Here is a 23,592-nt window from a genome sequence, read left to right on the forward strand (position 1 = left end):
CGCAGCCGCATCAAGGACACCGACTTCGCCAAGGAAACCGCTGAACTGACCCGTACCCAGATCCTGCAGCAGGCCGGTACGGCCATGCTGGCCCAGGCCAACCAGGTACCGCAGGGCGTGCTCAGCCTGCTGCGCTGATCCACGGCAAGAAGGTACCGCTGCCGCCGGTCGAACCGGCGGCAGCGGCAACCCGACAGCCACGGCGCACGCAGGCGCGGGCCATGCCCGGCCCGGGACGCTTCCGGAACCGGCTTGGCATCGCCCGCCCCTGCGGACCTCTGTTTCAGCGCTGTACCTTTGACTGTACGCACCGGGCGGCTTCGTCTCCCCCCGATTGTCAGTAGCCTGATCCCTCCCCTGCTTTGGGGGAGGGTTTTTTGCAGACTCCCGGCAGCCTGCGTCGTCCCGACCGCACCCTGCCCTGTCACTCCTGCAACCTGCATGCCAAACCTGCCGTCCGGCACTGGCACGGCGCATGCATCAACGAAGTCCTCAAGACCCAGCGGCGCAGGCCGCTATTTTCGTTGACGACGGGCGGCCGCAGCGCGGCGCCCGGATTACCAGGAGAAACGACGTGGCAGACTTTGGATACGGTGGCATCGGCTCGGGCCTGGACATCTCCAGCATCGTCAGCCAGCTGGTCGCGGCCGACCGCAAGCCCGCCGACAATGCGCTGAACCTGCAGCAGTCCAAGACCAAGATGCAGCTGTCGTCGATCGGCACCGTCACCGCGGCCTTCGACAAGCTGAAGACCGCACTCACGGCACTGAAGGCCACCACGGCCTTCGACACCCGCACGGTCACCGCCAGCAAGGGCGGCAGCGGCGGTACCGACGAGATCCTGACGGCCAGCGTGGCGCTGTATGACGTCGGCACCACCAAGGCGGCCGCGTCCAACGGCACGCACATCATCGACGTCAAGTCGCTGGCGACCGCACACAAGCTGATCGCCGACACCTCCGTGCCCAAGACCGATACGTTCGCCGCCGGAACCTTGACGTTGACCGTCGGCGTCGGCGACAAGGCCAAGACCATGAACGTGGAGGTCGAGGAAGGCGACACGCTGACCACGATCCGCAACAAGATCGACGCCGCCGGCCGCAAGGAAGGCGTGCAGGCCACCCTGATCAGCTCCGGCGACAACCAGTACCTGTCGATCGCACAGGAAAAGACCGGCGCGGCAAACGCGATCAAGCTCGAATACGCCGGCAGCGACCCGAAGTTGGGAGCGCTGGTCGGCAGCCTGAAGCAGAACACCGCGGCCGCCGATGCCAAACTGACCATCGACGGCGTTGAAGTGGTGAGCGCCAGCAACACCGTGGCCGACGCCGTGCCGGGCCTGACCCTGAACCTGAAGAAGGAAGGACAGAGCACGGTCACGATCAGCACCGACACGGCCGCGGCGACCAAGGTGATGCAGGATTTCGTGACCGCGTACAACGCGGCCATCGCCGCCATCAACACCGAAACCAAGTACGACGCCAAGACCAAGGAAGCGGCAGCCCTCACCGGCGACGCACAGATGCGCGGCGCCGCCAGCCAGCTGCGCTCGGTGATGTCGGGCGTGCTCAAGTCGTTGTCCGGCGATGGCCTGGACGCCAAGGCCATCGGCCTGCAGACCCGCGGCTACCCCAATGCCGATGGCAGCCTGGTGCTTGATACCACCAAGTTCGCTGCCGCGCTTGCCAGCCAGCCGGAGAAGATCCGCCAGGCGATCACCGGCGATGCCGGCGGTGCGGGCCAGCTGTACTCGCTGGTCGACGGCTACGTGAGCACGACGGTCGGCAAGGAGGGTGCGTTCGTTGCCCGCACCAAGGGCCTGAACAACACCCTGGACAGCATCGACAAGCGCCGCAAGGACCTGGATACACGCATGGTCGGCGTGGAGGCACGGTACAAGAAGCAGTTCCTCGCACTGGACAGCCTGATGGGCAAGCTGCAGCAGAGCAGTTCGGCGCTGCAGCAGCAGCTGGCGCAGTTGAACGGTTGACGGACGCGCGCGGCACTCAAGTTTGGTGCCGAACGCACCGATAACGGACGCAACAGCAATCATCGCGGTACTGCCGGCAGCGATCGTCACGATCCTGCTGCAGCACCCAGCGCAAGGAGAATCACGAATGTACGGTTCCAGCCGTCAGTACGCCGAGCAGTACCGCCAAGTGGGTGTGACCAGTGCGGTCACCGATGCCGATCCGCACAAGCTGGTGGCCCTGTTGCTGGCGGGCGCGCTGGAGCGCGTGCGGCGCGCACTGGCCAGCCTCGAGCGCGGCGACCATGCCGGCAAGGGCAAGGCGATCGGCGAGGTCTGCGCCATCGTCGGCCACCTCAACGGCTCGCTGGACCATGAGGCCGGCGGCGAAATTGCCGGCAATCTTTCGTCCCTCTACGACTACGTGCTGCAGCGCCTGACCGAGGCCAACCTGCACAACGACCGCGCCGCCCTGGACGAATCGCTGCAGCTGCTGGGCGAGATCGACAGCGCCTGGAACGCAATTCCGCACGAGCAGCGCCGTACGGCAGCGGTGGCACCATGAGCCTGCAGGCACTGCATGCGCAGCTGGATGCTTTCGAGAAGGCGCTGGGTGAAGATGCCTTCGACACCGCCGACAGCCTGCTCGAAGGCCATGACAGCAAGCTGCACGCGCTGTTGAGCCAACCGCTGGCGGCCGCCGACCATGGGCCCCTGACCGCGCTGTTCGAACGCCAGCAGAGCCTGCTGACCCTGCTGCGCCATCGCCGCGACGCGGTGGCCGTGCAGCTGCACGATGGACGGCGCTCCCTTCGCGCCGCGCACGCCTACCTGCAGGCAGAATCGCTGGCATGACCCTCCTGCCGACCACGTCGCTGCATCACCCGGCCGAAAGCGAGCTGTTCGACGAGACGCTCAGCTGCGAACTGGCGCTGCCGGTCGAGTTCCAGGCCGGCAATGCGGCGGGACGTACCAGCAGCGCCGAAGGCCTGCTGCGCAGCCTGGCGTTGGTCGAGGACAGCCGTGTCGATGAACACGACGAGCGCAGCGAGGCCAGCCTTCCGCTGCAGCGGCTGGAAGCCAAGCTGGATCTGGCCATGGTGCTGCTGGGCCGGCTCGTGCGTCAGCAGGGCCCGGCATTGACCCTGCGCCCGGTGCGCTGGTCCCGGCGCGGCATCCGCCTGCAGTTGGGCCCCCGCAGTGGCGCGGCCCCGGGCCAGGCCGGCGTGGTCCGCGTGCAGCCCAGCGACTGGCTGCCCGACCATATCGATCTGCCGGTGGAAGTGGTTGCCGAGGCCGCCGACGGCAGTGGAGGCCACTATCTCTGGCTGCGTTTCCATCGCCTCGGCGACGGGCTGGAAATGGCCATGGAGCGGCATCTGTTCCGCCTGCACAGACGTCAGGTGGCCGAAGCAAGGCGGGCGCGCTGAACCCTGGCACGCCCGCCCGCAACGGACGACGCTTGGCTCGCCCGTTCAGCTAAGTTAAGGTGGACTCCCCTCCCGGACCTCCAGCGTGCCTGTGCGAGTTCTCATCGTCGACGATCACACCCTGGTCCGCGCCGGCCTGGCGCGGCTGCTGCAGGGGTTTGCCGACGTGCAGCTCGTGGCCGAGGCCAGCAACGCCGAGCAGGCGCTGCAACTGGCCCTGCAGCACGCTCCGGACGTGGTGCTGATGGATCTGTCCCTGCCCGGACGCACCGGCCTGGAAGCACTCAGCGACATCCGCATGCGCGCACCCGGCACCCGGGTGGTGATGATGACCATGCACGATGATGCCGCCCACGTGCGCGACGCACTGGATCGCGGTGCCGTCGGCTTCGTGGTCAAGGATGCCGCGCCGCAGGAACTGGAACTGGCGCTGCGCGCCGCACACGCCGGCCAGGTGTTCCTGAGCCCGCAGATCTCGGCGAAGATGCTGGCGCCCATGCTCGGCCGCGAGAAGCCCACCGGCATCGCCGCGCTGTCACCCCGCCAGCGCGAGATCCTGCGCCGCATCGGCAAAGGCGAAAGCAACAAGGAAATCGCCGCCGATCTCGGCATCAGCGTCAAGACCGTGGAAACCCACCGCGCGCGCATGATGGAATCGCTGGGGTGCCGCCGCGCCAACGACCTGCTGCTGCTCGCCGCCCGCCACCAGCACGAGCTGGAGTGACCGCGCGACCCGGATGACGGGTTCCCGTCACCCCCACAGGCACTGACGGAATCCCGTACACGCCGGCACGACGCCCCGACCGCGTACGCAACAGGAAATCAAGGACTTGCGACCGGGGAACGTCAACATCCCGCGCCCATGTCAGGAAAACCCCTACACGCTGTCGGGTAATTCACCAACCACCTCAGGAACCCCCTGATTCCGCACCCGCCGGATCAGAAGCAAGATGCGTTCCACAAGGCGTCGGGGAGCGGCGCCGGGGAACCACGATGAAGGCTGCACTCTCGGCCCAGCTGGGCCAACAACTTCACCTCACCCCGCAGCTGCTGCAGTCGATCCGGCTGCTGCAGCTGGACGGACTGCATCTGGAACAGGAAATCCAGCGCCTGCTCGACTCCAACCCGATGCTGGAGATCGAGGATGCCGAAGCACCTGCACCCGAACCCGGCGACGCCGGCGCCACCACGCTGGAAACCGCGGCGTTCGACGAGCTGCCGGAATCCTCGATGTGGGACGTTGCCGGCGCCAGCTGGCAGGACGGCGACGACGACCGGATGGCACGCATCGCGGCGGGCGAATCGAGTGATCCGCAGCTGCGCGTGCTGCAGCGGCTGGCACTGGACCTGGACGACCGCGAGCTGGCGGTCGCCGCCTTCTGGCTCGAGCATTGCGATGACGCCGGCTATCTGCAGGCACCGCTGGCACAGCTGCAACTGCTGGCCAGCGCCCAGTTCGACATCGCCGCCGATGGTGTCGAAGCGGTCCGCCAGCGCCTGCTGCATGGCGAGCCCGCCGGCATGGCCGCGCGGGACCTTCGCGAAAGCCTGCAGGCCCAGCTGCGCAGCCTGGACGGCGTGGTTCCTGCGCGGCATCTGGCTACCCGCATCCTTGCCGGCGCGCTCGAGCCGCTGGCCGCGCACGACTACCCCGCCCTCGCCCGCCTGCATGACGCCGAGATCGGTGACGTGCGCGAAGCAGTGCGACTGATCCTCTCGCTGCAACCCCGCCCGGGTGACAACCTGCTGCCGGAACGCAATGCCGTGGTGGTACCGGACGTGGTCGCCTGGCACGCCGACGGCCAGTGGAAAGTGGCCCTCAATCCGGCGACCAGCCGCCGCGTATCGATCAACACGCAGTACGAACAGGCGCTGGCCGACAGCAACGAGGCTGCACCGGCGCTGCGCGAGATGCTGCAGGAAGCGCGCTGGTTCAGCCGTGGCCTGTCGATGCGCTATGACACCCTGCTGCGTACCGCGCGGGTGATCGTCGAGCGCCAGGCTGCGTTCCTGGTCCGGGGCGAGGAAGCGATGGCGCCGCTGACCCTGAAGGAAGTGGCCGAGGAGATCGGCATGCACGAGTCCACCGTCTCGCGCATCACCACCGGCAAGTACCTGCAGACCCCGCGTGGCACCTTCGAGCTGAAGCACTTCTTCGCGGTGCGCCTGGAAGGCGCCAGCGTCTCCGGCCAGGCGGTGAAGGCCATGGTGCGCCGCCTGATCGATGCCGAGCCGGCCGGTCGGCCGCTGGCCGATGAGGCCATCGCCGCCCTGCTTTCGCGCCAGGGGGTGAACATTGCCCGCCGAACCGTCGCAAAATACCGAGAACAACTGGATATCGCCCCGGCCCGCGAACGGCGCCGGCTCAGCGCCAGGCAACCGCAGCTGGCCCGGGTGGGCTGAAAAGGATGTTGGACATGAACACGCTCACGGTCCTGCTGGTCGACGACCACGAAGGTTTCATCAACGCAGCGATGCGCCATTTCCGCAAGATCGACTGGCTGCAGATCGTCGGCAGTGCCGGCAACGGCCTGGAAGCGATCGAGCGCTCGGAGACCCTGCGCCCGCAGGTGGTGCTGATGGACCTGGCGATGCCGGAAATGGGCGGCCTGCAGGCGACCCGCCTGATCAAGTCGCAGGATGACGCCCCGTACATCGTCATCGCCAGCCACTTCGATGACGCCGAGCACCGCGAGCATGCACTGCGTGCCGGCGCCGACAATTTCGTCAGCAAGCTGTCCTACATCCAGGAAGTGATGCCGATCCTGGAAGGCCTCAGGGAGGATCGATCGTGAGCGAGTCGCGCATCCTGGTGCTGGACAACGACGCCGTGCGTGCCGAACGCACCGTTGCCCTGCTGGAATTCATGGACTTCAATCCGCGCTGGGTTTCCGACGCGGCAGACTTCGACCTGGGGCGGCAGCGCCAGAGCGACTGGATGGCGGTGATCGTCGGCAGCCTCGACGACAGCGCCGCCAGCACCGCCCTCTACGCATGGCTGGGCGGCAGCAGCCTGCCGCCGCCGGTGCTGCTGGCCGATGGCCAGGCCAGTGCCTTCGCCCACCGCCACGGCCTGCATGAAGCCAACATCTGGCCGCTGGAGACGCCGCTGCGCCATGCGCAGATGGAAGCCCTGCTGCGCCGTGCCAGCCTCAAGCGCCTGGATGCCGAGCACCAGGCGGGCGCCGTGCAGGAGCAGGGACCCACCGGCAATGGTGCCGCTGTGAGCGCGCTGCGCACGATGATCGACCAGGTCGCGGCATTTGATACCACCGTTTTGGTGCTGGGCGAGTCGGGCACCGGCAAGGAAGTGGTCTCGCGCGCCATCCACCAGCGCTCGCCGCGCCGCGACGGGCCATTCGTGGCGATCAACTGTGGCGCCATTCCAGCCGACCTGCTCGAGAGCGAACTGTTCGGCCACGAGAAGGGTGCCTTCACCGGCGCGCTGACCGCGCGCAAGGGCCGCTTCGAAATGGCGGAGGGCGGCACCCTGCTGCTGGATGAGATCGGCGACATGAGCCTGCCGATGCAGGTCAAGCTGCTGCGCGTGCTGCAGGAGCGCAGCTTCGAGCGTGTCGGCGGCAACCAGACCATCCGCTGCAACGTGCGGGTGATCGCAGCGACCCACCGCGATCTGGAGAGCCGGATCGCCGACGGCAAGTTCCGCGAAGACCTGTTCTACCGCCTCAATGTGTTCCCGATCGACGTGCCGGCCCTGCGCGAACGGCGCGAGGATCTGCCGGCACTGGTGGAAACCATTGCCGCGCAGCTGGCGCGCACCGGCCGCGGCGAAGTCCGTTTCACTGCCGAAGCCCTGCAGGCGCTGGCGGGCTACGAATGGCCAGGCAACGTACGCGAGCTGACCAATCTGGTCGAACGCCTGGCGGTGCTGCATCCGGGTGGTTCGGTCCGCGTGCAGGACCTTCCCGCGCGCTACCGGGGCGACGCCCTGCTGGCCCCCGTCAGCACCCCGGCCGCGGTACCGGCAGCACCCAGCGAAGAGCGATTGGACCTGCGCAGCTTCTCCTTCCACACCCCCGGCAGCGGCGGCCAGCCGTCGCTGGAGCACGGCATCGCGGTCAACCGCGCTGCGGCTGCCACGGCCCTGCCCGACGACGGCCTGGACCTGCGCAACCACATGGCCAGCATCGAGCTGGGCCTGATCAATGAAGCGCTGGAGCGGACGCAGGGGGTGGTCGCCCACGCCGCGCAGCTGCTGGGCCTGCGCCGCACCACTTTGGTGGAAAAACTGCGCAAATACGGCATCGAACGCGAGCAGGCCGAACTGGCCAGCTGAGCGTGATCGCCAGCATGAAGGGGGCACGGACGCCTGGGCTTGCCCGGGCGTTCGTGTATCCGGCGGCCGCCGGCAAGGCCAAAAAACCGACGCCGGTTCACTGACACCGGCAGATGACGACAGCGTATCGGCACGCCAGCTCGCCCTTCCTCCGCCGAACGCAAACTTCCGTCACGTTTCTGAACCACTCAGGCGTTCCGGCACGGCACTTGCAGTGATCCCTGCAGATTCCCCATCCCTGTTCCTGGAACCGTTGCAGATGTCCCACTCCGTCACTTCGATCCTTTCGCAGATCCGCACCTACCAGTCCCAGATGGGACAGCCGGTGCTCAATCCGCTGGCTGAAGCGCCGCGCAGCAATGCCCTTCCTGGTGCGGTGCTGGATGCGCCGCAGGTGCAGCCGGCCAGCTTCACCGAGACCCTGCGCGGTGCGATTGCCGGCGTCAACAATGCGCAGCAGACGTCCGGCGCGCTGGCCAAGGCGTTCGAGATGGGCGAACCCGGCGCCGACCTGGCCAAGGTGATGGTCGCCTCGCAGCAATCCCAGATCGCCTTCCGCGCCACCGTGGAAGTCCGCAACCGTCTCGTCCAGGCCTACCAGGACGTGATGAACATGCCGCTGTAAGGAACTTGACGCATGGCACTGACGCTTTCCAAGGACAGCCTGAACGCCGAGAAGGCGGGGCAATGGTTCGACCGCCTGCAGAGCCTGCAGATCACCCGTCGGCTGGGGCTGATGGCGATGATCGCAGTGGCGGTGGCGGCGGGCCTGTTCGTGTTCTTCTGGTCGCAGAAGCCCGGCATGGTTCCGCTGTATACCGGCCTGGACCAGAAGGCCACCGCTGAAGCGACCGACCTGCTGCGTGCAGCGCAGATCCCGTTTGCCCTGGACCCGGCAACCGGTGGCATCACCGTGCCGGAGAAGAACCTGCATGACGCCCGCCTGAAGCTGGCCGGCTCCGGCCTGACCGACAGCGGCAAGCTGGGTTTCGAGCTGATGGAGCGCGACCCGGGCTTCGGTGTCAGCCAGTTCGTGGAAAGCGCGCGCTACCAGCACGCGCTGGAGACCGAACTGTCGCGCACCATCAATACGCTGCGACCGGTGCGTGACTCACGCGTACATCTCGCCATCCCCAAGCCCAGCGCCTTCACCCGCCAGCGCGACGTCGCCAGTGCTTCGGTAACCCTGGAACTGCGCGGTGGCCAGCAGCTGGAACGCAGCCAGGTAGATGCGATCGTGCACATGGTCGCCGCCAGCATTCCGGACCTGTCGCCGGAACGGGTGACCGTGGTCGACCAGAGCGGGCGCATGCTCAGCATCAGCGACCCGAACAGCGAAGCGGCGGTCAACGCCGCCCAGTTCGAGCAGGTCCGCAGGCAGGAGACCTCCTTCAACCAGCGCATCCGCGAGTTGCTGGAACCGATGACCGGCCCGGGCCGCGTCAATCCGGAAGTCAGCGTGGACATGGACTTCTCGGTCACCGAGGAAGCGCGTGAGCTGTACAACGGCGAGCCGGCCAAGCTGCGCAGCGAACAGATGAGCGAGAACACCACCAGCACGCCCGGACCGCAGGGTGTGCCTGGCGCAACCAGCAACACGCCGCCGGGCCAGGCTGCGCCGCCACAGACCGCGCAGACGCCGAGCGAAAGCAGCAAGAACGCCACGCGCAACTACGAGCTGGACCGCACGCTGCAGCACACCCGCCAGCCGGCCGGCCGCATCAAGCGCGTGTCGGTGGCGGTGCTGGTGGACAACGTGCCGCGCCCCGGCGCCAATGGTGCACTTACCCCGCAGCCGCTGTCGGCTGCCGAACTGACCCGCGTCGAGGCGCTGGTCAAGCAGGCCGTCGGCTTCAGCGCCGAGCGGGGCGATACGGTCTCGGTGATGAATGCCCCGTTCGTGCGCGAGACCACACCGGTGGAAGGCCCGGCTTGGTGGGAGCTGCCGTGGGTGCACGATGCCGGCCGCATGCTGCTGGGGGCCATTGTGGTGCTGGCGCTGCTGTTCGGCGTACTGCGTCCGGCGCTGCGTGCCATCACCGGCCAGGCGAAGAAGCACGACCCGCTGGCACTGGAACCGCATACCGCTGACGTACAGCTGGTCGATGACGATGGCAGCCCGCTGCCGGCCCTGGGTGCCGAGCGCGCTGGCCTGGGTGGACCGGAGGCGCTGGCCCTGCCGGTGGACTCCTACGAGGAACGACTGCGGATGGCCCGTGAAGCCGTGAAGACCGACTCCAAGCGCGTGGCCCAGGTGGTCAAGGGTTGGGTGGCCAATGACTGAGGTACCGCTGACCGGAGTGCAGCGCGCCGCCGTGCTGCTGCTGTCGCTGGGTGAACTGGACGCGGCCGAAGTGCTGCGCCACATGGAACCCAAGGAAGTCCAGAAGATCGGCATCGCGATGGCCACCATGTCCGACATCACCCGCGAACAGGTGGAACGGGTGATGGACCAGTTCGGCCAGGAGCTGGGCTCCAAGACCTCGCTGGGCGTGGGGTCGGACGACTACATCCGCAACATGCTGGTGCAGGCACTGGGCAGCGAGAAGGCCGGCAACCTGATCGATCGCATCCTGCTGGGCCGCAACACCACCGGCCTGGATGCGCTGAAGTGGATGGATCCGCGTGCGGTCGCCGACCTGGTCCGCAACGAGCACCCGCAGATCATCGCCATCGTCATGGCCCACCTGGAAACCGACCAGGCCGCCGATGCGCTGAAACTGCTGCCCGACCGCACCCGCGTGGACGTGCTGCTGCGCATCGCCACCCTCGATGGCATTCCGCCGAACGCACTCAATGAACTCAACGAGATCATGGAGCGCCAGTTCGCCGGCAACCAGAACCTGAAGTCATCCAACATCGGCGGCGTGCAGTGCGCGGCCAACATCCTCAACTTCATGGACAGCGGCCAGGACCAGGCGATCCTGGGCGAGATCGCACGCATCGACGCGCCCTTGAGTGGCCGCATCCAGGACCTGATGTTCGTGTTCGACGACCTGGTGGATCTGGACGACCGCGAGATGCAGCTGGTGCTGCGCGAAGTCAGCGGCGAGCGGCTGGGACTGGCCCTGCGCGGCGCCGACATCAAGGTCCGCGACAAGATCACCCGCAACATGTCCCAGCGTGCCGCCGAGATCCTGCTGGAGGACATGGAGGCCCGTGGGCCGGTGCGTCTGTCCGACGTGGAAGGCGCGCAGCGCGAGATCCTGGCCATCGTCAAGCGCATGGCCGACGAAGGCACCATCACCATCGGCGGCAGCGCGGAGGCCATGCTGTGAGCACGGTCGTGCGCTGGCTCGCCCCTGACCTGCTGGCCCAGCCGGAACCCGTGCTGGAACAGGAGGACGCGTCCGGGCACGCCGGGCCGGATCCGGAGCACGAGCCGGAACCGCCGCTGCAGTTGCCGACCCTGGAAGAGATACAGGCCATCCAGGACAGTGCCGAGAAGGAAGGCTTCCAGCACGGCCATGCGGAGGGCTATGGCCAGGGCCAGGCCGAGGTGCGCCGGCTTGCCGCGCAGATCGAGGGCATCCTGGACAACTTCAGCCGCCCGCTGGTCCGCCTGGAGAACGAGGTGGTCGGTGCGCTGGGAGAGCTGGCGGTCCGCATCGCCGGTGCCCTGGTCGGTCGCGCCTACGAGGCCGAACCGGCGCTGCTGGCACAGCTGGTCGGCGAAGCCATCGATGCGGTCGGCGGCAGCACGCGCGAAGTGGAAGTGCGCCTGCACCCGGACGACATCGCTGCCCTCGCCCCCTTGCTCACCCTGCCACCGCAGCAGCGGCTGGTTGCCGACACCAGCCTCAGCCGCGGCGACCTGCGCGTGCATGCCGAGGCCGTGCGCATCGACGGCACTCTCGAAGCCCGCCTGCGTGGCGCGCTGGACGCAGTGATCCGCCAGACCGGAGCGAACGCATGACGGCCGAAACGCCACTGCCGCCGCCTGCGGCCGACTGGGCCCTGGCCCGCAATCTACGGTTGGCCCGTCGCCTGGACGGGCTGCGCGTGGACACCGCGCACGGCCGTGGCCTGATCCGCGAAGGCGTGCTGCGCCGCGCGGTCGGGCTGACCCTGGAAGCGGTCGGCTGCGAAGCACCGCTGGGGGCCAGCTGCAAGGTCGAAGTGGTCGACGGTGGCTGGGTGGATGCCGAAGTGGTCGGCTTCGCCGGTGAGCGCACGTACCTGATGCCCAGCGCCGAACTGCATGGCCTGTTGCCCAACGCGCGGGTCGTGCCGTCGGCACGGCGCGGCGGCGTGGAAGTGGGCGAAGGCCTGCTCGGCCGGGTGATCGACAGCGATGGCGTGCCGCTGGACGGCAAGGGCCCGATCCGTGCCGAAGGCCACGTCGGCATGGCCGGTGTGTCGATCAATCCACTCGCGCGCGAGCCGATCACCCAGCCACTGGATGTGGGCGTGCGCGCCATCAACGCACTGCTGCCGATCGGCCGTGGCCAGCGTGTCGGCCTGTTCGCCGGCTCCGGCGTCGGCAAATCGACACTGCTAGGCATGATGACCCGCTACACCGCTGCCGACGTCATCGTGGTCGGGCTGATCGGCGAACGCGGCCGCGAAGTGCGCGATTTCGTCGAAACCACGCTGGGCGAGGAAGGCCTGCGCCGCGCGGTGGTGGTCGCCAGCCCGGCCGACCGGCCACCGCTGGCGCGCCTGCATGGCGCCTACCGTGCAACCGCCATTGCCGAATGGTTCCGCGACCAGGGCCTGAACGTCCTGCTGCTGATGGACTCGCTGACCCGCTTCGCGCAGGCACAACGCGAGATCGGCCTGTCGGTGGGCGAACCGCCGACCACGCGCGGCTACCCGCCGTCGGTGTTCGCCAAGCTGCCCGCGCTGGTCGAGCGCGCCGGCAACGGCGCCAAGGGGCGCGGCTCCATCACCGCGTTCTACACCGTACTGACCGAAGGCGACGATCCGCAGGATCCGATCGCAGACGCCGCACGCGCGATCCTCGACGGCCACATCCTGCTGTCGCGCCGGGTCGCGGACAGCGGCCTGTACCCGGCCATCGACGTGGAATCGTCCGTCAGCCGCGTGGTCACGGAAATCGCCGACGAGCCGTGGCGCCTGCGCATCCGCAAGCTCAAGCGGCTGGTGTCGGCCTACTCGGCCAACCGCGACCTGATCGCCATCGGCGCCTACCAGCGCGGCAACGACGCGGCCACCGACGAAGCCCTGGAACGCTGGCCGGAAATCATGGAATTCCTGGGACAGGACGTGGCCAAGGCCGCGGATCTCCCGCACAGCCAGGCGGCGCTGCAGCGCCTGGTGGAAAACGAGGTGTAAGCGATGAACCAGTCCAAGCGTATCGACCCTCTGCTGAGGCGGGCACAGGAACATGAAGATGCGGTCGCCCGCGACCTGGCCGAGCGCCAGCGCCTTCTCGACACTCACCTGTCGCGTCTGGACGAACTGCGACGTTATGCCGAGGAGTACGCCAACGCACAGATGGCCGCGACCAGTCCCGCCCAGCTGTTGAACCGGCGTGCGTTCCTTGACCGCCTCGACAGTGCGGTGGAGCAACAGCAGCGCACCGTCGACGGCAACCGCGAGAAGGTCGAAGCCGAACGCGCGCGCCTGATCCTGGCCAGCCGCGACAAGGCGGTGCTGGAGCAGCTGGCCGCCAGCTATCGCGCACAGGAAAAGGTGGTGACAGACCGCCGTGACCAGCGCGAGATGGATGACATCGGCGCGCGCCGCTCCCGCCTGGCGCAGGCCGAGGACCAGGACGGCGCAGACACCGGAGGCCGTTCGTGACGCCCGCCGCGCTTTCCGGCAGCAGCACGACGGCCACTCCGCCCGGCGTGGGCAGCAGCCCGTCGCGCACGGCACGCAGCGAAGGCGGCAAGGACTTCGGTCAGCTGCTGCAGGGCGGCGCGCCCGTCCCGCCCACGGACAGCCCCGCGCCGACCGGCGTTGCGGCCACCGGCGGCGATGACGCCGCCAGCGTGCGGCCCCCCGCCAGCGAGCAGGCTACGGGCGAGGCCGCTGCGCCACCGGCCGGCAAGGCTGCGACCGACCAGGACGCGACGACGGAAACCGACGAAGCGCCCTGGCCTCCATTTGGACTGGCCGGGCTGGTGCTGGCCACCCCACTGCCCGCCGACCCTGCGGCCAGCGTCCCACCGTCCGCAACGGGCACAGCGCCTCCGGCCCTGGCGGCGACCACCGCCCCCCCATCGCCGGTTGCCGCGTCGCCTGCCGCCGTGGTGCAGTCACCCGCCACGGGCGTCGATGGCGAGGACGGCGCACTGTCCCTGCCTGTGCTGCCGACGGGCGACGCCGCGCTGGAGCGCAGCGGTGACACCGACAGCACGTTGCAGGGTGATCGTGCCCCGCCTGCACCCCTGCAGGCGCCCCTGCCCGCCGCACTGCAGGATCTGAAGGCGGCGCTGTCCAGCAACGCGGTCTTCAACGGTGAACCGACGCCGAAGCCGGTGCTTGGCGACGATGGATTCGACCAGGCCATTGGCGCCCGCCTGGGCTGGCTGGCCGACCAGAAGATCGGCCACGCCCACATCCGACTGAGCCCGGACGATCTGGGGCCGGTGGACGTACGCCTGCAGCTCAACGGTGACAAGGTCCACGCCAGTTTCAGCAGCCCGCACGTGGATGTCCGCCAGGCGCTGGAAAGCAGCCTGCCACGCCTGCGTGAACTGCTGGGCGAACAAGGCTTCCAGCTGGCCCACGCCGATGTCGGCCATCAGCCGGGCGGCGGTGGCGCACCTGCCGGCCAGGCCGGGCAGGAGGCAGGTCGGGGTGACGGAGAACCGACGCGGGGTGATGCCAGCCTGCCGGCCACCCCGTTGATCCGCCAGCGTGGCCTGCTGGACGCCTACGCCTGACAGGTGTGCCAACCAAGGTTGGCACCCACCAGAGCGATGTGGTTGGCACCTGCCAGCATCGCGTTGGTGGGTGCGGAGCTTGCTCCGCATGGCCCCACCGGCACCCCGACGGAATTCCGTCGCGCCCTGTTCCCGGTGCATCGGCACACCCCTTGCATATCCCGGTGAAGCAACCCTCAGGAGCTTCACCTCGTGGCCGCAGCCGCTGACAAAACCAAGAAGAACGTCGAAAAGGACAAGGCCCGCACGCCGCGCAGTCCGATCCTGATCACCGCGCTGGTGGCCGTACTGGCTGCCGCTGCCGCCGGTGGCGGCGTGTGGTTCTTCACCCAGTCCACGCAGGAAGAAAAGACCAGCCAGGCGCCGAAGAAGAAGAACGCCACGCCGGCACCGGCGCAGTACTTCGCGCTGGAGCCCGCGTTCGTGGTCAACCTCAATGGTCCCATCGACGGCCCGCGCTACCTGCAGCTGGAAGTGCAGCTGATGACCCGTGATCCGGCCGCGCTGGAGGCGATCAAGACCCACGCCCCGGCCCTGCGTGCACGACTGCTGATGCTGTTCTCGCAGGTCGAGCCGGCACAGATCGCCGATATCGCCGGCAAGAAGAAGCTGCAGGCCGATTCGCTGGCCGAGGTGCAGAAGGTGCTCAAGGCCGAGACCGGCAGCAATGGTGCCGACGATCTGCTGTTCACCAGCTTCGTGACCCAGTAAGGGCCCACCGATGAATGATCTGCTGTCCCAGGACGAGATCGATGCCCTGCTCCACGGCGTGGACAGCGGCGCGGTCGAGACCGACCCGGAGCCGCCCTCCGGCGAAGCGCGTTCATACGACTTCGCCAGCCAGGACCGCATCATCCGCGGCCGTATGCCGACGCTGGAAATGGTCCACGAGCGCTTTGCGCGCCTGTGGCGCATCGGCCTGTTCAACCTGATCCGGCGCTCGGCCGAACTGTCGGTGCGCGGCATCGAGCTGATCAAGTTCAACGACTACATGCATTCGCTGTATGTGCCGACCAACCTGAACCTGATCCGTTTCAAGCCACTGCGCGGCACCGGCCTGATCGTGTTCGAGCCGACCCTGGTGTTCGCCATCGTCGACAACTTCTTCGGCGGCGACGGGCGCTACCCCACCCGGATCGAAGGCCGCGAGTTCACCGCCACCGAGATGCGCGTGATCCATCTGCTGCTGAAGCAGACCTTCGCCGACCTGCGCGAAGCGTGGGCACCGGTGATGGACGTGGAATTCGAGTACATCAACTCGGAGATCAACCCGCACTTCGCGAACATCGTGACCCCGCGCGAATACGTGGTGGTGTGCCGCCTGCATGTCGAGCTCGACGGCGGTGGCGGCGACATCCACGTCACCCTGCCGTACTCGATGCTCGAACCGATCCGGGAGCTGCTCGATGCCGGCATCCAGAGCGATCGCAACGACCGCGACGAAAGCTGGGGCCAGACCCTGCGCGAGCAGCTCAACATCGCCGAAGTGACCCTGTCCAGCGTGCTGGCCAGCAAGCGCATGACCCTGCGTGACCTGACCCGGTTGAAGGTCGGCGACATCCTGCCGATCGAGCTGAGCCCGCAGGTGCCGCTGTGCGTGGAGAACATCCCGGTGTTCACCGGCGAATTCGGCATCGCCAACGGCATGAATGCCGTGAAGATCACTGCTACCCATCCGCCGGGCACCCGCCCGCGCGTACCCGTCATCCAGGAAGACCCGCAATGAACGATACCGACGCCCTCGAACCGACTCCGGCCCAGTTCGGCACCCTGCACGCCGACGAGGCCTCCGGGGTCGATCTGAATCTGGACGTGATCCTCGACGTGCCGGTGACCCTGTCGCTGGAAGTCGGCCGCGCCCGCCTGCCGATCCGCAACCTGCTGCAGCTCAACCAGGGCTCGGTGGTGGAGCTGGAGCGTGGCGCCGGTGAATCGCTCGACGTATTCGTCAACGGCACCCTGATCGCGCATGGCGAGGTCGTGGTGATCAATGACCGCTTCGGCGTGCGCCTGACCGATGTGGTCAGCCCGAGCGAACGCATCCGGAGACTGCGTTGAGCCTGCTGGCGTCCACCCTGCTGGGCGTCGGCAAGGCCGCCGCCCCGGTCGGCCAGCACGCGGCCTCGGCACCGGGCCTGTTCGGCGCGGTGCTGGCGCTGCTGGCCGTGCTGGCCCTGGTGGTCGGCCTGGGCTGGCTGCTCAAGCGCCTGCCCGGCAGCGGCTTCCGCCCGGCCGACGGCATGAAGCTGGTGGCCAGCCTCAGCGTCGGCGCCAAGGAGCGCGTCGTGGTGGTGGAGGTCAATGGCCAACAACTGCTGCTGGGCGTCACCGCCGGCAGCATCAACGCCCTGCACACCCTTTCCGAACCGCTGCCGCCGCCCGCGCCGGTGCGCGTGCCGGACCTGAAGAACCTGCCGAATTTCGCCCAGCTGCTGCAGCAGCGGCTGCGCAAGGACCCCTGACATGCGTGTCATCCGTACCCGTCCAGCTACCCTGATCGCGTGGCTGCTGCTGATTGCCCTGTGCCTGCTGCCCGCGCTCGCCTTTGCCGCGCCGGGCGCTGCTCCGACCACGCCACTGCCGGATGTCAACGTGGGCAGGATCGGTGGCCAGCCGGTCAGCCTGCCGCTGCAGACACTGCTGCTGATGACGGCGATCACCCTGATCCCGTCGATGCTGCTGGTGCTGACCTCGTTCACCCGCATCATCATCGTGCTGGGCCTGCTGCGGCAGGCACTGGGCACCGGCCAGACCCCGTCCAACCAGGTGCTGCTGGGCCTGGCCCTGTTCCTCACCGCGATGGTGATGATGCCGACCTGGGACAAGGCGTGGAGCAGCGGAATGGCGCCCTACCTCAACGGCCAGATCGACTTCCAGACCGCGTGGACACTGACCACCCAGCCGCTGCGCGGCTTCATGCTGGCGCAGATCCGCGAGACCGACCTGATGACCTTCGCCGGCATCGCAGGGCACGGCACCTACGCCAGCCCGGATGCGATCCCGTTCCCGGTCCTGGTCGCCTCGTTCGTGACCAGCGAACTGAAGACCGCCTTCGAGATCGGTTTCCTGATCTTCATCCCGTTCGTGATCATCGATCTGGTCGTGGCCAGCGTGCTGATGTCGATGGGCATGATGATGCTGTCGCCGATGCTGGTCTCGGCACCCTTCAAGATCCTGCTGTTCGTGCTCGTCGACGGCTGGGTGCTGACGGTGGGAACGCTGGCGGCCAGCTTCAATCCGGCGTGACCCGGACCGGCGTGATTGCAGGGGCCGCCAGCCATTGCCGGCGGCCGCATTGACCACCGCCGGGCAGGACCCGGCGCTACCGATGGAAAGACGATGTCTCCCGAACTTGCCCTGACCGAACTGCGTGGCGGCCTGATTGCCGTACTGTGGGTGGCTGGCCCGCTGCTGCTGACCGTACTGGTGGTAGGTGTGGTGGTCGGTGTCGTGCAGGCCGCGACCCAGCTCAATGAGCCCACCATCGCCTTCGTCGCCAAGGCGGCAGCGTTGACCGCCGTGCTGTTCGCCCTGGGCAGCCTGCTGATTGGCCATCTGGTCGAATACACCACGCTGCTGTTCCAGCGCATTCCGCACCTGATCGGCTAGGACGCGCACCGCAATGGATGCCGCCACCCAGATGGCTGCCGACGGCCTGCAGGCCTTCGGCATGATCGGCACCGTGCTGTGGACGATGCTGCGCATCGGCGCGGTAGCCATGGCCATGCCCATGGTCGGCACCCGTGCGGTGCCGGCGCGGATCCGCGTGGTACTGGCCGGTACCCTCGCCATCGCGCTCGCCCCGCTGCTGCCGCCCGTGCCGGAGTGGACCGGCTTCGATGCGGCCACCGTGCTGACCATCGCCCGTGAGCTGGCCATCGGCGTGGCCATCGGCTTCCTGCTGCGGCTGGTGTTCGAAGCTGGCGCGATGGCCGGCGAACTGGTGGCACAGGGCACCGGCCTGGCGTTCGCGCAGATGAGCGACCCCCTGCGCGGCGGCACCTCCGGCGTGATCGGGCAGTGGTTCTACCTGTTGTTCGGCCTGCTGTTCTTCACCGCGAACGGCCACCTCGCGCTGATCTCGCTGGTCGTGGACAGCTACCGGGCACTGCCGATCGGTGCGCCGCTGCCCGATCCGCACGCGTTCTTCAGCATCGCCCCGACGTTCCTGCTGACCGTACTGCGCGGTGCGTTGACACTGGCCATTCCGTTGACGGTGGCGATGCTGGCGGTGAACCTGGCGTTCGGCGTGCTCGCCCGTGCGGCACCTGCGCTCAATCCGATCCAGCTCGGCCTGCCGGTGTCGCTGCTGCTGGGCCTGTTCCTGCTGGTCCTGCTGGCCGGCGAAATGGGGCCCCCGGTGCAACGACTGTTCGATGCGGCGTTCCAGGCTGCGGACGCGGTCACACACTGACGCTTCCATCACGCTTTGCTGCTTGCCGTCCCCCCGGGGACGCGCGTTAGAGTGAATACGCGGCAACCGGGGGGATGCCGCACCTGGCGGCCGCTTCTGGCTGCCTGCCACATGCATGCCCCACCGTAGTTTCCGTCGACAGGCAGGTCCGGGAGACTGACGAATGCTGGTAGGCACGTACAACGCATGGCTGGTGGCAGTCTCGCTGTTGGTGGCCGTGATGGCTTCCTACACGGCATTGGCGATGGCCGGACGCACGGTCACGGCACCCGGCAGGGGCGCGACCTGGTGGTGGCGGCTCGGTGGCGGCTTCGCGATGGGCCTGGGCATCTGGTCGATGCACTTCATTGGCATGCTGGCCTTCGACCTGCCCATTCCGCTGGGCTACGACCTGCCGATCACCCTGCTGTCGCTCGCCCTGGCCATCGCCTCGTCGGTGTTCGCGCTCTGGCTGGTCTCGCTGCCCACCCTGCCACATCCCCGCCTGGCAGGGGGCGCCTTGCTGATGGGCACCGGCATCGCCGGCATGCATTACGTCGGCATGGCCGCAATGCGCATGCAACCCGGCATCGACTACCACACGGGCTGGCTGCTGCTGTCGCTGCTGGTTGCGGTCGCTGCATCCTGGACCGCCCTCTACGTCGCCTTCCGCCTGCGCGCGCAGCGCACCCGGGTCGGTGACCGGCTGGCCGCCGCCGGCCTGCTCGGTCTGGCCATCGTGGGCATGCACTACACCGGCATGGCCGCCGCACGCTTTCCACAGGGCAGCATCTGCGGCGCTGCGGTGGGCGATGGCCTGCAGAGCACCTGGCTGGCGATGCTGGTGGTGGTGCTGACCGTCGCGATCCTGGCGGTGGTGCTGGTGGTGTCCTGGCTGGACCAGCGGGTGGAAGCGCAGCTGCTGCGCCTTCGCAACGCGATGCTGAGCACCTCGCTGACGGATGCGCAGGAGGAATTGACCCAGGCCGCGCTGCACGACCCCTTGACCCGCCTTCCGAACCGGCTGCTGCTGCAACGGCGCATCGTGCAGTCACTGGCCGAAGCCGAACAGGGCGGCAGCCGCTTCGCGGTGATGTTCATGGACCTGGATGGCTTCAAGCAGGTCAACGATGCCTATGGCCACCAGGCCGGCGATGCCCTGCTGGTGGCCGTCGCCGAGCGCACCCGCCAGCTGCTGCGGCCGAACGACCTGCTGGCGCGGCTGGGCGGCGACGAGTTCGTGCTGGTGGTGCGCATCGACCATGACGAGGACCTGCCGACCCTGGCCCGGCGCATCCTGCAGGCGGTGGGAAGCGGCCCGCTGCTGCCCGACAACGAACTGCAGGTGACTGCCAGCATCGGCATCGCCATCTGCCCCGACCACGCCGCCAGCGAACGCCAGCTGATGGCCTTCGCCGACGCTGCGATGTACCAGGCCAAGGAATCCGGCCGAAACTCCTTTGTCCTGTTCGCGGATTGGATGAACGACAGCGCCGAACAGCAGTTCCGCCTGCTGGCCGACCTGCGCCGGGCGATCGGCAGCGAACAGCTGTTCCTGCACTACCAGCCGAAGATCCGCGTGGCCACCCAGAAGGTCGCCGGCGCCGAGGCGCTGATCCGCTGGCGTCATCCGGAACAGGGCCTGATTCCACCGGATCGCTTCATCCGCCTGGCCGAGCGCAGCGGCGCGATCAACGAGATCGGCCGCTGGGCGCTGGACCAGGCGTGCCTGCAACTGCGGCACTGGCACGACGCCGGCCACGAGGGCTGGTCGATATCGGTCAACCTGTCGCCGGTCCAGTTCAGCTCGCCGCACCTGCTGCGCGATGTGCGCGACGTGATCGAGCGGCATCGCATCACGCCGCGCAACCTGGTGCTGGAGATCACCGAAAGCACCGTGATGCGCGACACCGACACGAGTTTGCGGCTGCTGCAGGCGTTGTCGGTGCTGGGGGTTGGCATCTCCATCGACGATTTCGGCACCGGCTATTCCAGTCTGCTGTACCTCAAGCGCCTGCCGGCCACCGAGATCAAGATCGACCACGCCTTCGTGCGCGATCTCGAACACAGCGCGGAGGACGTGGTGATCGTATCGGCGATCGTGGCGCTGGGCCATGCACTGGACATGGACATTGTTGCCGAGGGCGTGGAAACGGCTGCCCAGCGTGCCTACCTTGAGCGGCTGGGGTGCGATTACCTGCAGGGCTACCTGCTCGGCCGCCCGGTCGATGCGGGCCGTTTCATGCAACTGCACGACCTGCCGCGGCCACGGGTGGAGCTGGCGCAGACCCCGCCCCCACCGGCCCCGCCGGGGTAACGTCGGACTCTCCGCGGCGGGCGGCCACCCACCGTATGATGGCCACGCGCCCGCCATTGCAAGGAACACCCCGTGACCTTACGCGCTCTTCTTGCTGGCCTGCTGCTGGCGCTCACCTGCACCGGCGTGGCCGCCAGCGATCTGCGGTGGTCGCTGCCCCGCGATGCGCCGCCAGCACAGGTGGATACGGCACTGCAGGCGCTGGGTACGAAGCTGTTGCAGTCGGCAACGCTGACCGATGCACAGCGCTGCCATGCGCTGCTGGCCACGGGTCGCTACGCCGAGGCACGCGCCATGATCGAGAAGCTGCGCGCGACGCTGGCCGCTGCCGGCGATGGCGCGGCGGCCCAGCGCTGGATGCCGATGCTGCTGGCAAGCACTGGCGCGCGGGATGCGGAAGCGTATTCGCGCGCCTTCCATTCGGCCTTTGCTGGCCTGGATGATGTTGCCGCCGTGCAGGCCGATGCAGCGCTTGCCTTGCCTCCCGCTGCGGTACAGGCGCAGCTGACGCAGGCGCTTGCGGCACAGGCCGATGCCGCCACCGTGCCGCAGTCAGCCGCGCTGGAGCTGGTGCGCCTGCAGGCTGTGTTGCGCGCGCAGACCCTGGCTGCGGCACTCGCCCCTGCACTGCTTGACGCAGAACAGCAACGCCGCTTCGTGATCGACAGCGGAGTGCGTATCCCCGTGGCCGAAGGGGTGGTGCTGTCCGCACAGCTGGCACGGCCCCGCAGCGCGTCCGCGCCGCTGCCGACGGCCATGCTGTTCACCATCTACACCGACCCGCCCAAGAACCGTCTGAAGATGCTGCTGGCCGCAGCCCACGGCTACGCCGGCATCGTGGTCGACGCACGCGGAAAAGGTCAGGGTACCGGCACCATCGCCCCCTACGAACACGACGGGGTGGACGCCAATGCCGCGATCGACTGGGTCAGCCGCCAGCCCTGGAGCGACGGTCGGGTCGCCATGTATGGCGGCAGCTATGAAGGATTCACCGCATGGGCGGCAGCGCGCCATCACCATCCGGCACTGAAGACCATCGTGCCCTACGTGGCTGCCATTCCGGGCCAGGGCCTGCCGATGGAGAACAACGTATTCCTCAGCGCCAACTACGGCTGGGCCTTCTACGTGGCCAATGGCCCGATGCTGGATACCGACACCTATGGGCAGCAGGACCGGTGGTCACAGCTGCCCGGCCGCTGGTATGCCTCCGGCCGGCCGTACCGGCAGATCGACCAGATCGATGGCACCCCCAATCCCTGGCTGCAGCGCTGGCTCGCCCACCCGGCCTATGATGGTTACTGGCAGGCCATGGTGCCGTACGCCGAACACTTCAGGGACATCCGCATTCCGGTGCTGACCATTACCGGCTACTACGACGACGGCCAGATTTCCGCGTTGCAGTACTTCACCGATCACATGCGCTACCGGCCGGACGCCGATCATGTCCTGCTGATCGGGCCGTATGACCACGGCGGTGCGCAGGCCGCCAGCAAGCCGATGCAGCTGCGCGGCTACGCGGTGGACCCGGTCGCGCAGTTCGATACGCCCGCGCTGACCTTCCAGTGGCTGGACCACGTACTTCGCGGTGCCCCGCGCCCGGCGCTTCTGGCCGACCAGGTCAACTTCCAGCTGATGGGCAGCAACACCTGGGGGCATGCAGCCACCCTTGATGCCGCTGCGGGCGGCCACCGCACGTACTACCTGTCGGCAGCCGCTGAGGGCGACCATCACCCGCTGCAGGAACAGCGGCCAACGCCGGGAACACTGCGGCAGACGGTGGACCTCGCTGACCGCACGGAGGTCCGGCATGGCTACTATCCGTTCCCGATCGTGGCCGCCGGGGACGAGCCGGACACGGCACTGACCTTCCTCTCCGAGCCCTTCCCAGCACCGATGGACCTGATCGGACGCTTCTCGGGCGATCTGAAGGTCCGCATCAACAAGCACGACATGGACTTCACGGTCACCCTGTACGAGCTGCTGCCCGATGGGCGCCGGATGCAGCTGTCCTACTACGTCGGCCGGGCCAGCCACGTACGCGACCCGACCACGCGGCAGCTGCTGGTGCCGGGGCGATGGACCGACCTGCCCTTCGATCGCACCCGCATGGTCGCCCGCCGTGTGGGCGCGGGCAGCCGGCTGCTGGTGAAGGTGGACGTGCTCAAGGACGCCATGCACCAGGTGAACCACGGCACCGGACGCGATGTCAGCGACGAGTCAGCCGCCGATGCCGGTGAGCCCCTGCAGGTGGACTGGCACAGCGACAGCACGCTGAGCATCCCGCTGCGGCCGGCCCTGCCCGGCTAGCGTCGGGCGTTGCCCCGGCGGT

25 protein-coding genes are annotated in these 23,592 nt (G+C 68.1%); all 25 read left to right on the top strand.

The features are described from left to right. Positions 1-138, top strand: a 138-nt coding sequence (locus tag AC5P76_RS18295) for a flagellin (RefSeq protein WP_279923195.1), incomplete at its 5' end; no start/stop codon positions are given. A 436-nt stretch (positions 139-574) separates the two neighbouring features. Continuing rightward, a complete protein-coding gene (fliD, locus tag AC5P76_RS18300; protein ID WP_053519585.1) occupies positions 575-1,990 on the top strand; it encodes a flagellar filament capping protein FliD in 1,416 nt (471 codons plus the stop codon). A 127-nt stretch (positions 1,991-2,117) separates the two neighbouring features. Continuing rightward, complete coding sequence (fliS, locus tag AC5P76_RS18305; RefSeq protein ID WP_053519586.1) at positions 2,118-2,534, top strand: flagellar export chaperone FliS; 417 nt, start codon at positions 2,118-2,120, stop codon at positions 2,532-2,534. Next, positions 2,531-2,824, top strand: a complete 294-nt coding sequence (locus AC5P76_RS18310) for a hypothetical protein (protein WP_193396550.1) — start codon at positions 2,531-2,533, stop codon at positions 2,822-2,824. Before fliS ends, AC5P76_RS18310 begins: the two co-directional genes overlap by 4 nt. Continuing rightward, positions 2,821-3,399, top strand: coding sequence for a PilZ domain-containing protein (locus AC5P76_RS18315; protein WP_053519588.1), 579 nt, complete (start codon positions 2,821-2,823; stop codon positions 3,397-3,399). The genes AC5P76_RS18310 and AC5P76_RS18315 overlap by 4 nt, the downstream gene beginning before the upstream one ends. Before the next feature lie 91 nt (positions 3,400-3,490). Further along, complete coding sequence (locus AC5P76_RS18320; protein ID WP_053519589.1) at positions 3,491-4,123, top strand: response regulator; 633 nt, start codon at positions 3,491-3,493, stop codon at positions 4,121-4,123. A gap of 269 nt (positions 4,124-4,392) precedes the next feature. Further along, a complete protein-coding gene (gene rpoN, locus AC5P76_RS18325; RefSeq protein WP_053519590.1) occupies positions 4,393-5,802 on the top strand; it encodes an RNA polymerase factor sigma-54 in 1,410 nt (469 codons plus the stop codon). 14 nt (positions 5,803-5,816) lie between these two features. Beyond that, entirely contained in the window at positions 5,817-6,194 is a 378-nt protein-coding gene (locus tag AC5P76_RS18330; protein ID WP_053519591.1) for a response regulator, read from the top strand. Beyond that, positions 6,191-7,696, top strand: coding sequence for a sigma-54 dependent transcriptional regulator (locus AC5P76_RS18335; RefSeq protein ID WP_253118439.1), 1,506 nt, complete (start codon positions 6,191-6,193; stop codon positions 7,694-7,696). Before AC5P76_RS18330 ends, AC5P76_RS18335 begins: the two co-directional genes overlap by 4 nt. A gap of 259 nt (positions 7,697-7,955) precedes the next feature. Continuing rightward, positions 7,956-8,321 (top strand): flagellar hook-basal body complex protein FliE, encoded by a 366-nt coding sequence (gene fliE / locus AC5P76_RS18340; RefSeq protein ID WP_053519593.1) that lies wholly within the window; start codon positions 7,956-7,958, stop codon positions 8,319-8,321. Positions 8,322-8,333: 12 nt separating this feature from the next. Continuing rightward, positions 8,334-9,980, top strand: coding sequence for a flagellar basal-body MS-ring/collar protein FliF (gene fliF, locus AC5P76_RS18345; RefSeq protein ID WP_065176166.1), 1,647 nt, complete (start codon positions 8,334-8,336; stop codon positions 9,978-9,980). A gap of 7 nt (positions 9,981-9,987) precedes the next feature. Beyond that, positions 9,988-10,974 (top strand): flagellar motor switch protein FliG, encoded by a 987-nt coding sequence (gene fliG, locus AC5P76_RS18350; RefSeq protein ID WP_053519595.1) that lies wholly within the window; start codon positions 9,988-9,990, stop codon positions 10,972-10,974. Next, complete coding sequence (locus tag AC5P76_RS18355) at positions 10,971-11,612, top strand: FliH/SctL family protein (protein ID WP_053519596.1); 642 nt, start codon at positions 10,971-10,973, stop codon at positions 11,610-11,612. The genes fliG and AC5P76_RS18355 overlap by 4 nt, the downstream gene beginning before the upstream one ends. After that, on the top strand, positions 11,609-12,994 hold the full coding sequence (locus tag AC5P76_RS18360; RefSeq protein ID WP_053519597.1) for a FliI/YscN family ATPase: 1,386 nt from the start codon (positions 11,609-11,611) through the stop codon (positions 12,992-12,994). Before AC5P76_RS18355 ends, AC5P76_RS18360 begins: the two co-directional genes overlap by 4 nt. A gap of 3 nt (positions 12,995-12,997) precedes the next feature. Next, positions 12,998-13,465, top strand: a complete 468-nt coding sequence (gene fliJ, locus AC5P76_RS18365) for a flagellar export protein FliJ (protein ID WP_065183030.1) — start codon at positions 12,998-13,000, stop codon at positions 13,463-13,465. Continuing rightward, a complete protein-coding gene (locus tag AC5P76_RS18370) occupies positions 13,462-14,553 on the top strand; it encodes a flagellar hook-length control protein FliK (RefSeq protein ID WP_253118438.1) in 1,092 nt (363 codons plus the stop codon). Before fliJ ends, AC5P76_RS18370 begins: the two co-directional genes overlap by 4 nt. Positions 14,554-14,745: 192 nt before the next feature. Continuing rightward, positions 14,746-15,264 carry a flagellar basal body-associated FliL family protein gene (locus AC5P76_RS18375; RefSeq protein WP_053519600.1) on the top strand — a complete coding sequence of 173 codons (519 nt, stop codon included), beginning with the start codon at positions 14,746-14,748 and terminating at the stop codon, positions 15,262-15,264. Between the two features lie 10 nt (positions 15,265-15,274). Then, on the top strand, positions 15,275-16,279 hold the full coding sequence (gene fliM / locus AC5P76_RS18380; RefSeq protein ID WP_065176161.1) for a flagellar motor switch protein FliM: 1,005 nt from the start codon (positions 15,275-15,277) through the stop codon (positions 16,277-16,279). Beyond that, positions 16,276-16,611, top strand: a complete 336-nt coding sequence (gene fliN / locus AC5P76_RS18385) for a flagellar motor switch protein FliN (protein ID WP_053519602.1) — start codon at positions 16,276-16,278, stop codon at positions 16,609-16,611. The genes fliM and fliN overlap by 4 nt, the downstream gene beginning before the upstream one ends. Beyond that, positions 16,608-17,015: a flagellar biosynthetic protein FliO gene (gene fliO, locus AC5P76_RS18390; RefSeq protein WP_053519603.1), complete on the top strand. Its 408-nt coding sequence runs from the start codon at positions 16,608-16,610 to the stop codon at positions 17,013-17,015. The genes fliN and fliO overlap by 4 nt, the downstream gene beginning before the upstream one ends. Before the next feature lies 1 nt (position 17,016). Next, on the top strand, positions 17,017-17,799 hold the full coding sequence (gene fliP, locus AC5P76_RS18395) for a flagellar type III secretion system pore protein FliP (RefSeq protein ID WP_053519604.1): 783 nt from the start codon (positions 17,017-17,019) through the stop codon (positions 17,797-17,799). 93 nt (positions 17,800-17,892) lie between these two features. Beyond that, positions 17,893-18,162: a flagellar biosynthetic protein FliQ gene (locus AC5P76_RS18400; RefSeq protein ID WP_053519605.1), complete on the top strand. Its 270-nt coding sequence runs from the start codon at positions 17,893-17,895 to the stop codon at positions 18,160-18,162. Positions 18,163-18,175: 13 nt separating this feature from the next. After that, the gene (gene fliR / locus AC5P76_RS18405; RefSeq protein ID WP_053519606.1) at positions 18,176-18,967 is read left to right on the top strand and encodes a flagellar biosynthetic protein FliR; all 792 of its coding nucleotides are present in this window, start codon (positions 18,176-18,178) and stop codon (positions 18,965-18,967) included. 163 nt (positions 18,968-19,130) lie between these two features. Beyond that, complete coding sequence (locus AC5P76_RS18410) at positions 19,131-21,263, top strand: putative bifunctional diguanylate cyclase/phosphodiesterase (RefSeq protein WP_065176159.1); 2,133 nt, start codon at positions 19,131-19,133, stop codon at positions 21,261-21,263. Between the two features lie 72 nt (positions 21,264-21,335). Further along, a complete protein-coding gene (locus AC5P76_RS18415) occupies positions 21,336-23,570 on the top strand; it encodes a CocE/NonD family hydrolase (protein ID WP_253118437.1) in 2,235 nt (744 codons plus the stop codon). Positions 23,571-23,592 lie beyond the last annotated feature (22 nt).

The organism is Stenotrophomonas sp. YJH_SMC_36 (genome assembly GCF_059369935.1).

Bases quoted from the DNA above. Each gene is read 5' to 3' on its own strand.
- fliS (WP_053519586.1), top strand. From the start codon at position 2,118: ATGTACGGTTCCAGCCGTCAGTACGCCGAGCAGTACCGCCAAGTGGGT.
- AC5P76_RS18310 (WP_193396550.1), top strand. From the start codon at position 2,531: ATGAGCCTGCAGGCACTGCATGCGCAGCTGGATGCTTTCGAGAAGGCG.
- AC5P76_RS18315 (WP_053519588.1), top strand. From the start codon at position 2,821: ATGACCCTCCTGCCGACCACGTCGCTGCATCACCCGGCCGAAAGCGAG.
- rpoN (WP_053519590.1), top strand. From the start codon at position 4,393: ATGAAGGCTGCACTCTCGGCCCAGCTGGGCCAACAACTTCACCTCACC.
- AC5P76_RS18330 (WP_053519591.1), top strand. From the start codon at position 5,817: ATGAACACGCTCACGGTCCTGCTGGTCGACGACCACGAAGGTTTCATC.
- fliE (WP_053519593.1), top strand. From the start codon at position 7,956: ATGTCCCACTCCGTCACTTCGATCCTTTCGCAGATCCGCACCTACCAG.
- fliF (WP_065176166.1), top strand. From the start codon at position 8,334: ATGGCACTGACGCTTTCCAAGGACAGCCTGAACGCCGAGAAGGCGGGG.
- AC5P76_RS18360 (WP_053519597.1), top strand. From the start codon at position 11,609: ATGACGGCCGAAACGCCACTGCCGCCGCCTGCGGCCGACTGGGCCCTG.
- fliJ (WP_065183030.1), top strand. From the start codon at position 12,998: ATGAACCAGTCCAAGCGTATCGACCCTCTGCTGAGGCGGGCACAGGAA.
- fliM (WP_065176161.1), top strand. From the start codon at position 15,275: ATGAATGATCTGCTGTCCCAGGACGAGATCGATGCCCTGCTCCACGGC.
- fliN (WP_053519602.1), top strand. From the start codon at position 16,276: ATGAACGATACCGACGCCCTCGAACCGACTCCGGCCCAGTTCGGCACC.
- fliP (WP_053519604.1), top strand. From the start codon at position 17,017: ATGCGTGTCATCCGTACCCGTCCAGCTACCCTGATCGCGTGGCTGCTG.
- AC5P76_RS18400 (WP_053519605.1), top strand. From the start codon at position 17,893: ATGTCTCCCGAACTTGCCCTGACCGAACTGCGTGGCGGCCTGATTGCC.
- fliR (WP_053519606.1), top strand. From the start codon at position 18,176: ATGGATGCCGCCACCCAGATGGCTGCCGACGGCCTGCAGGCCTTCGGC.
- AC5P76_RS18410 (WP_065176159.1), top strand. From the start codon at position 19,131: ATGCTGGTAGGCACGTACAACGCATGGCTGGTGGCAGTCTCGCTGTTG.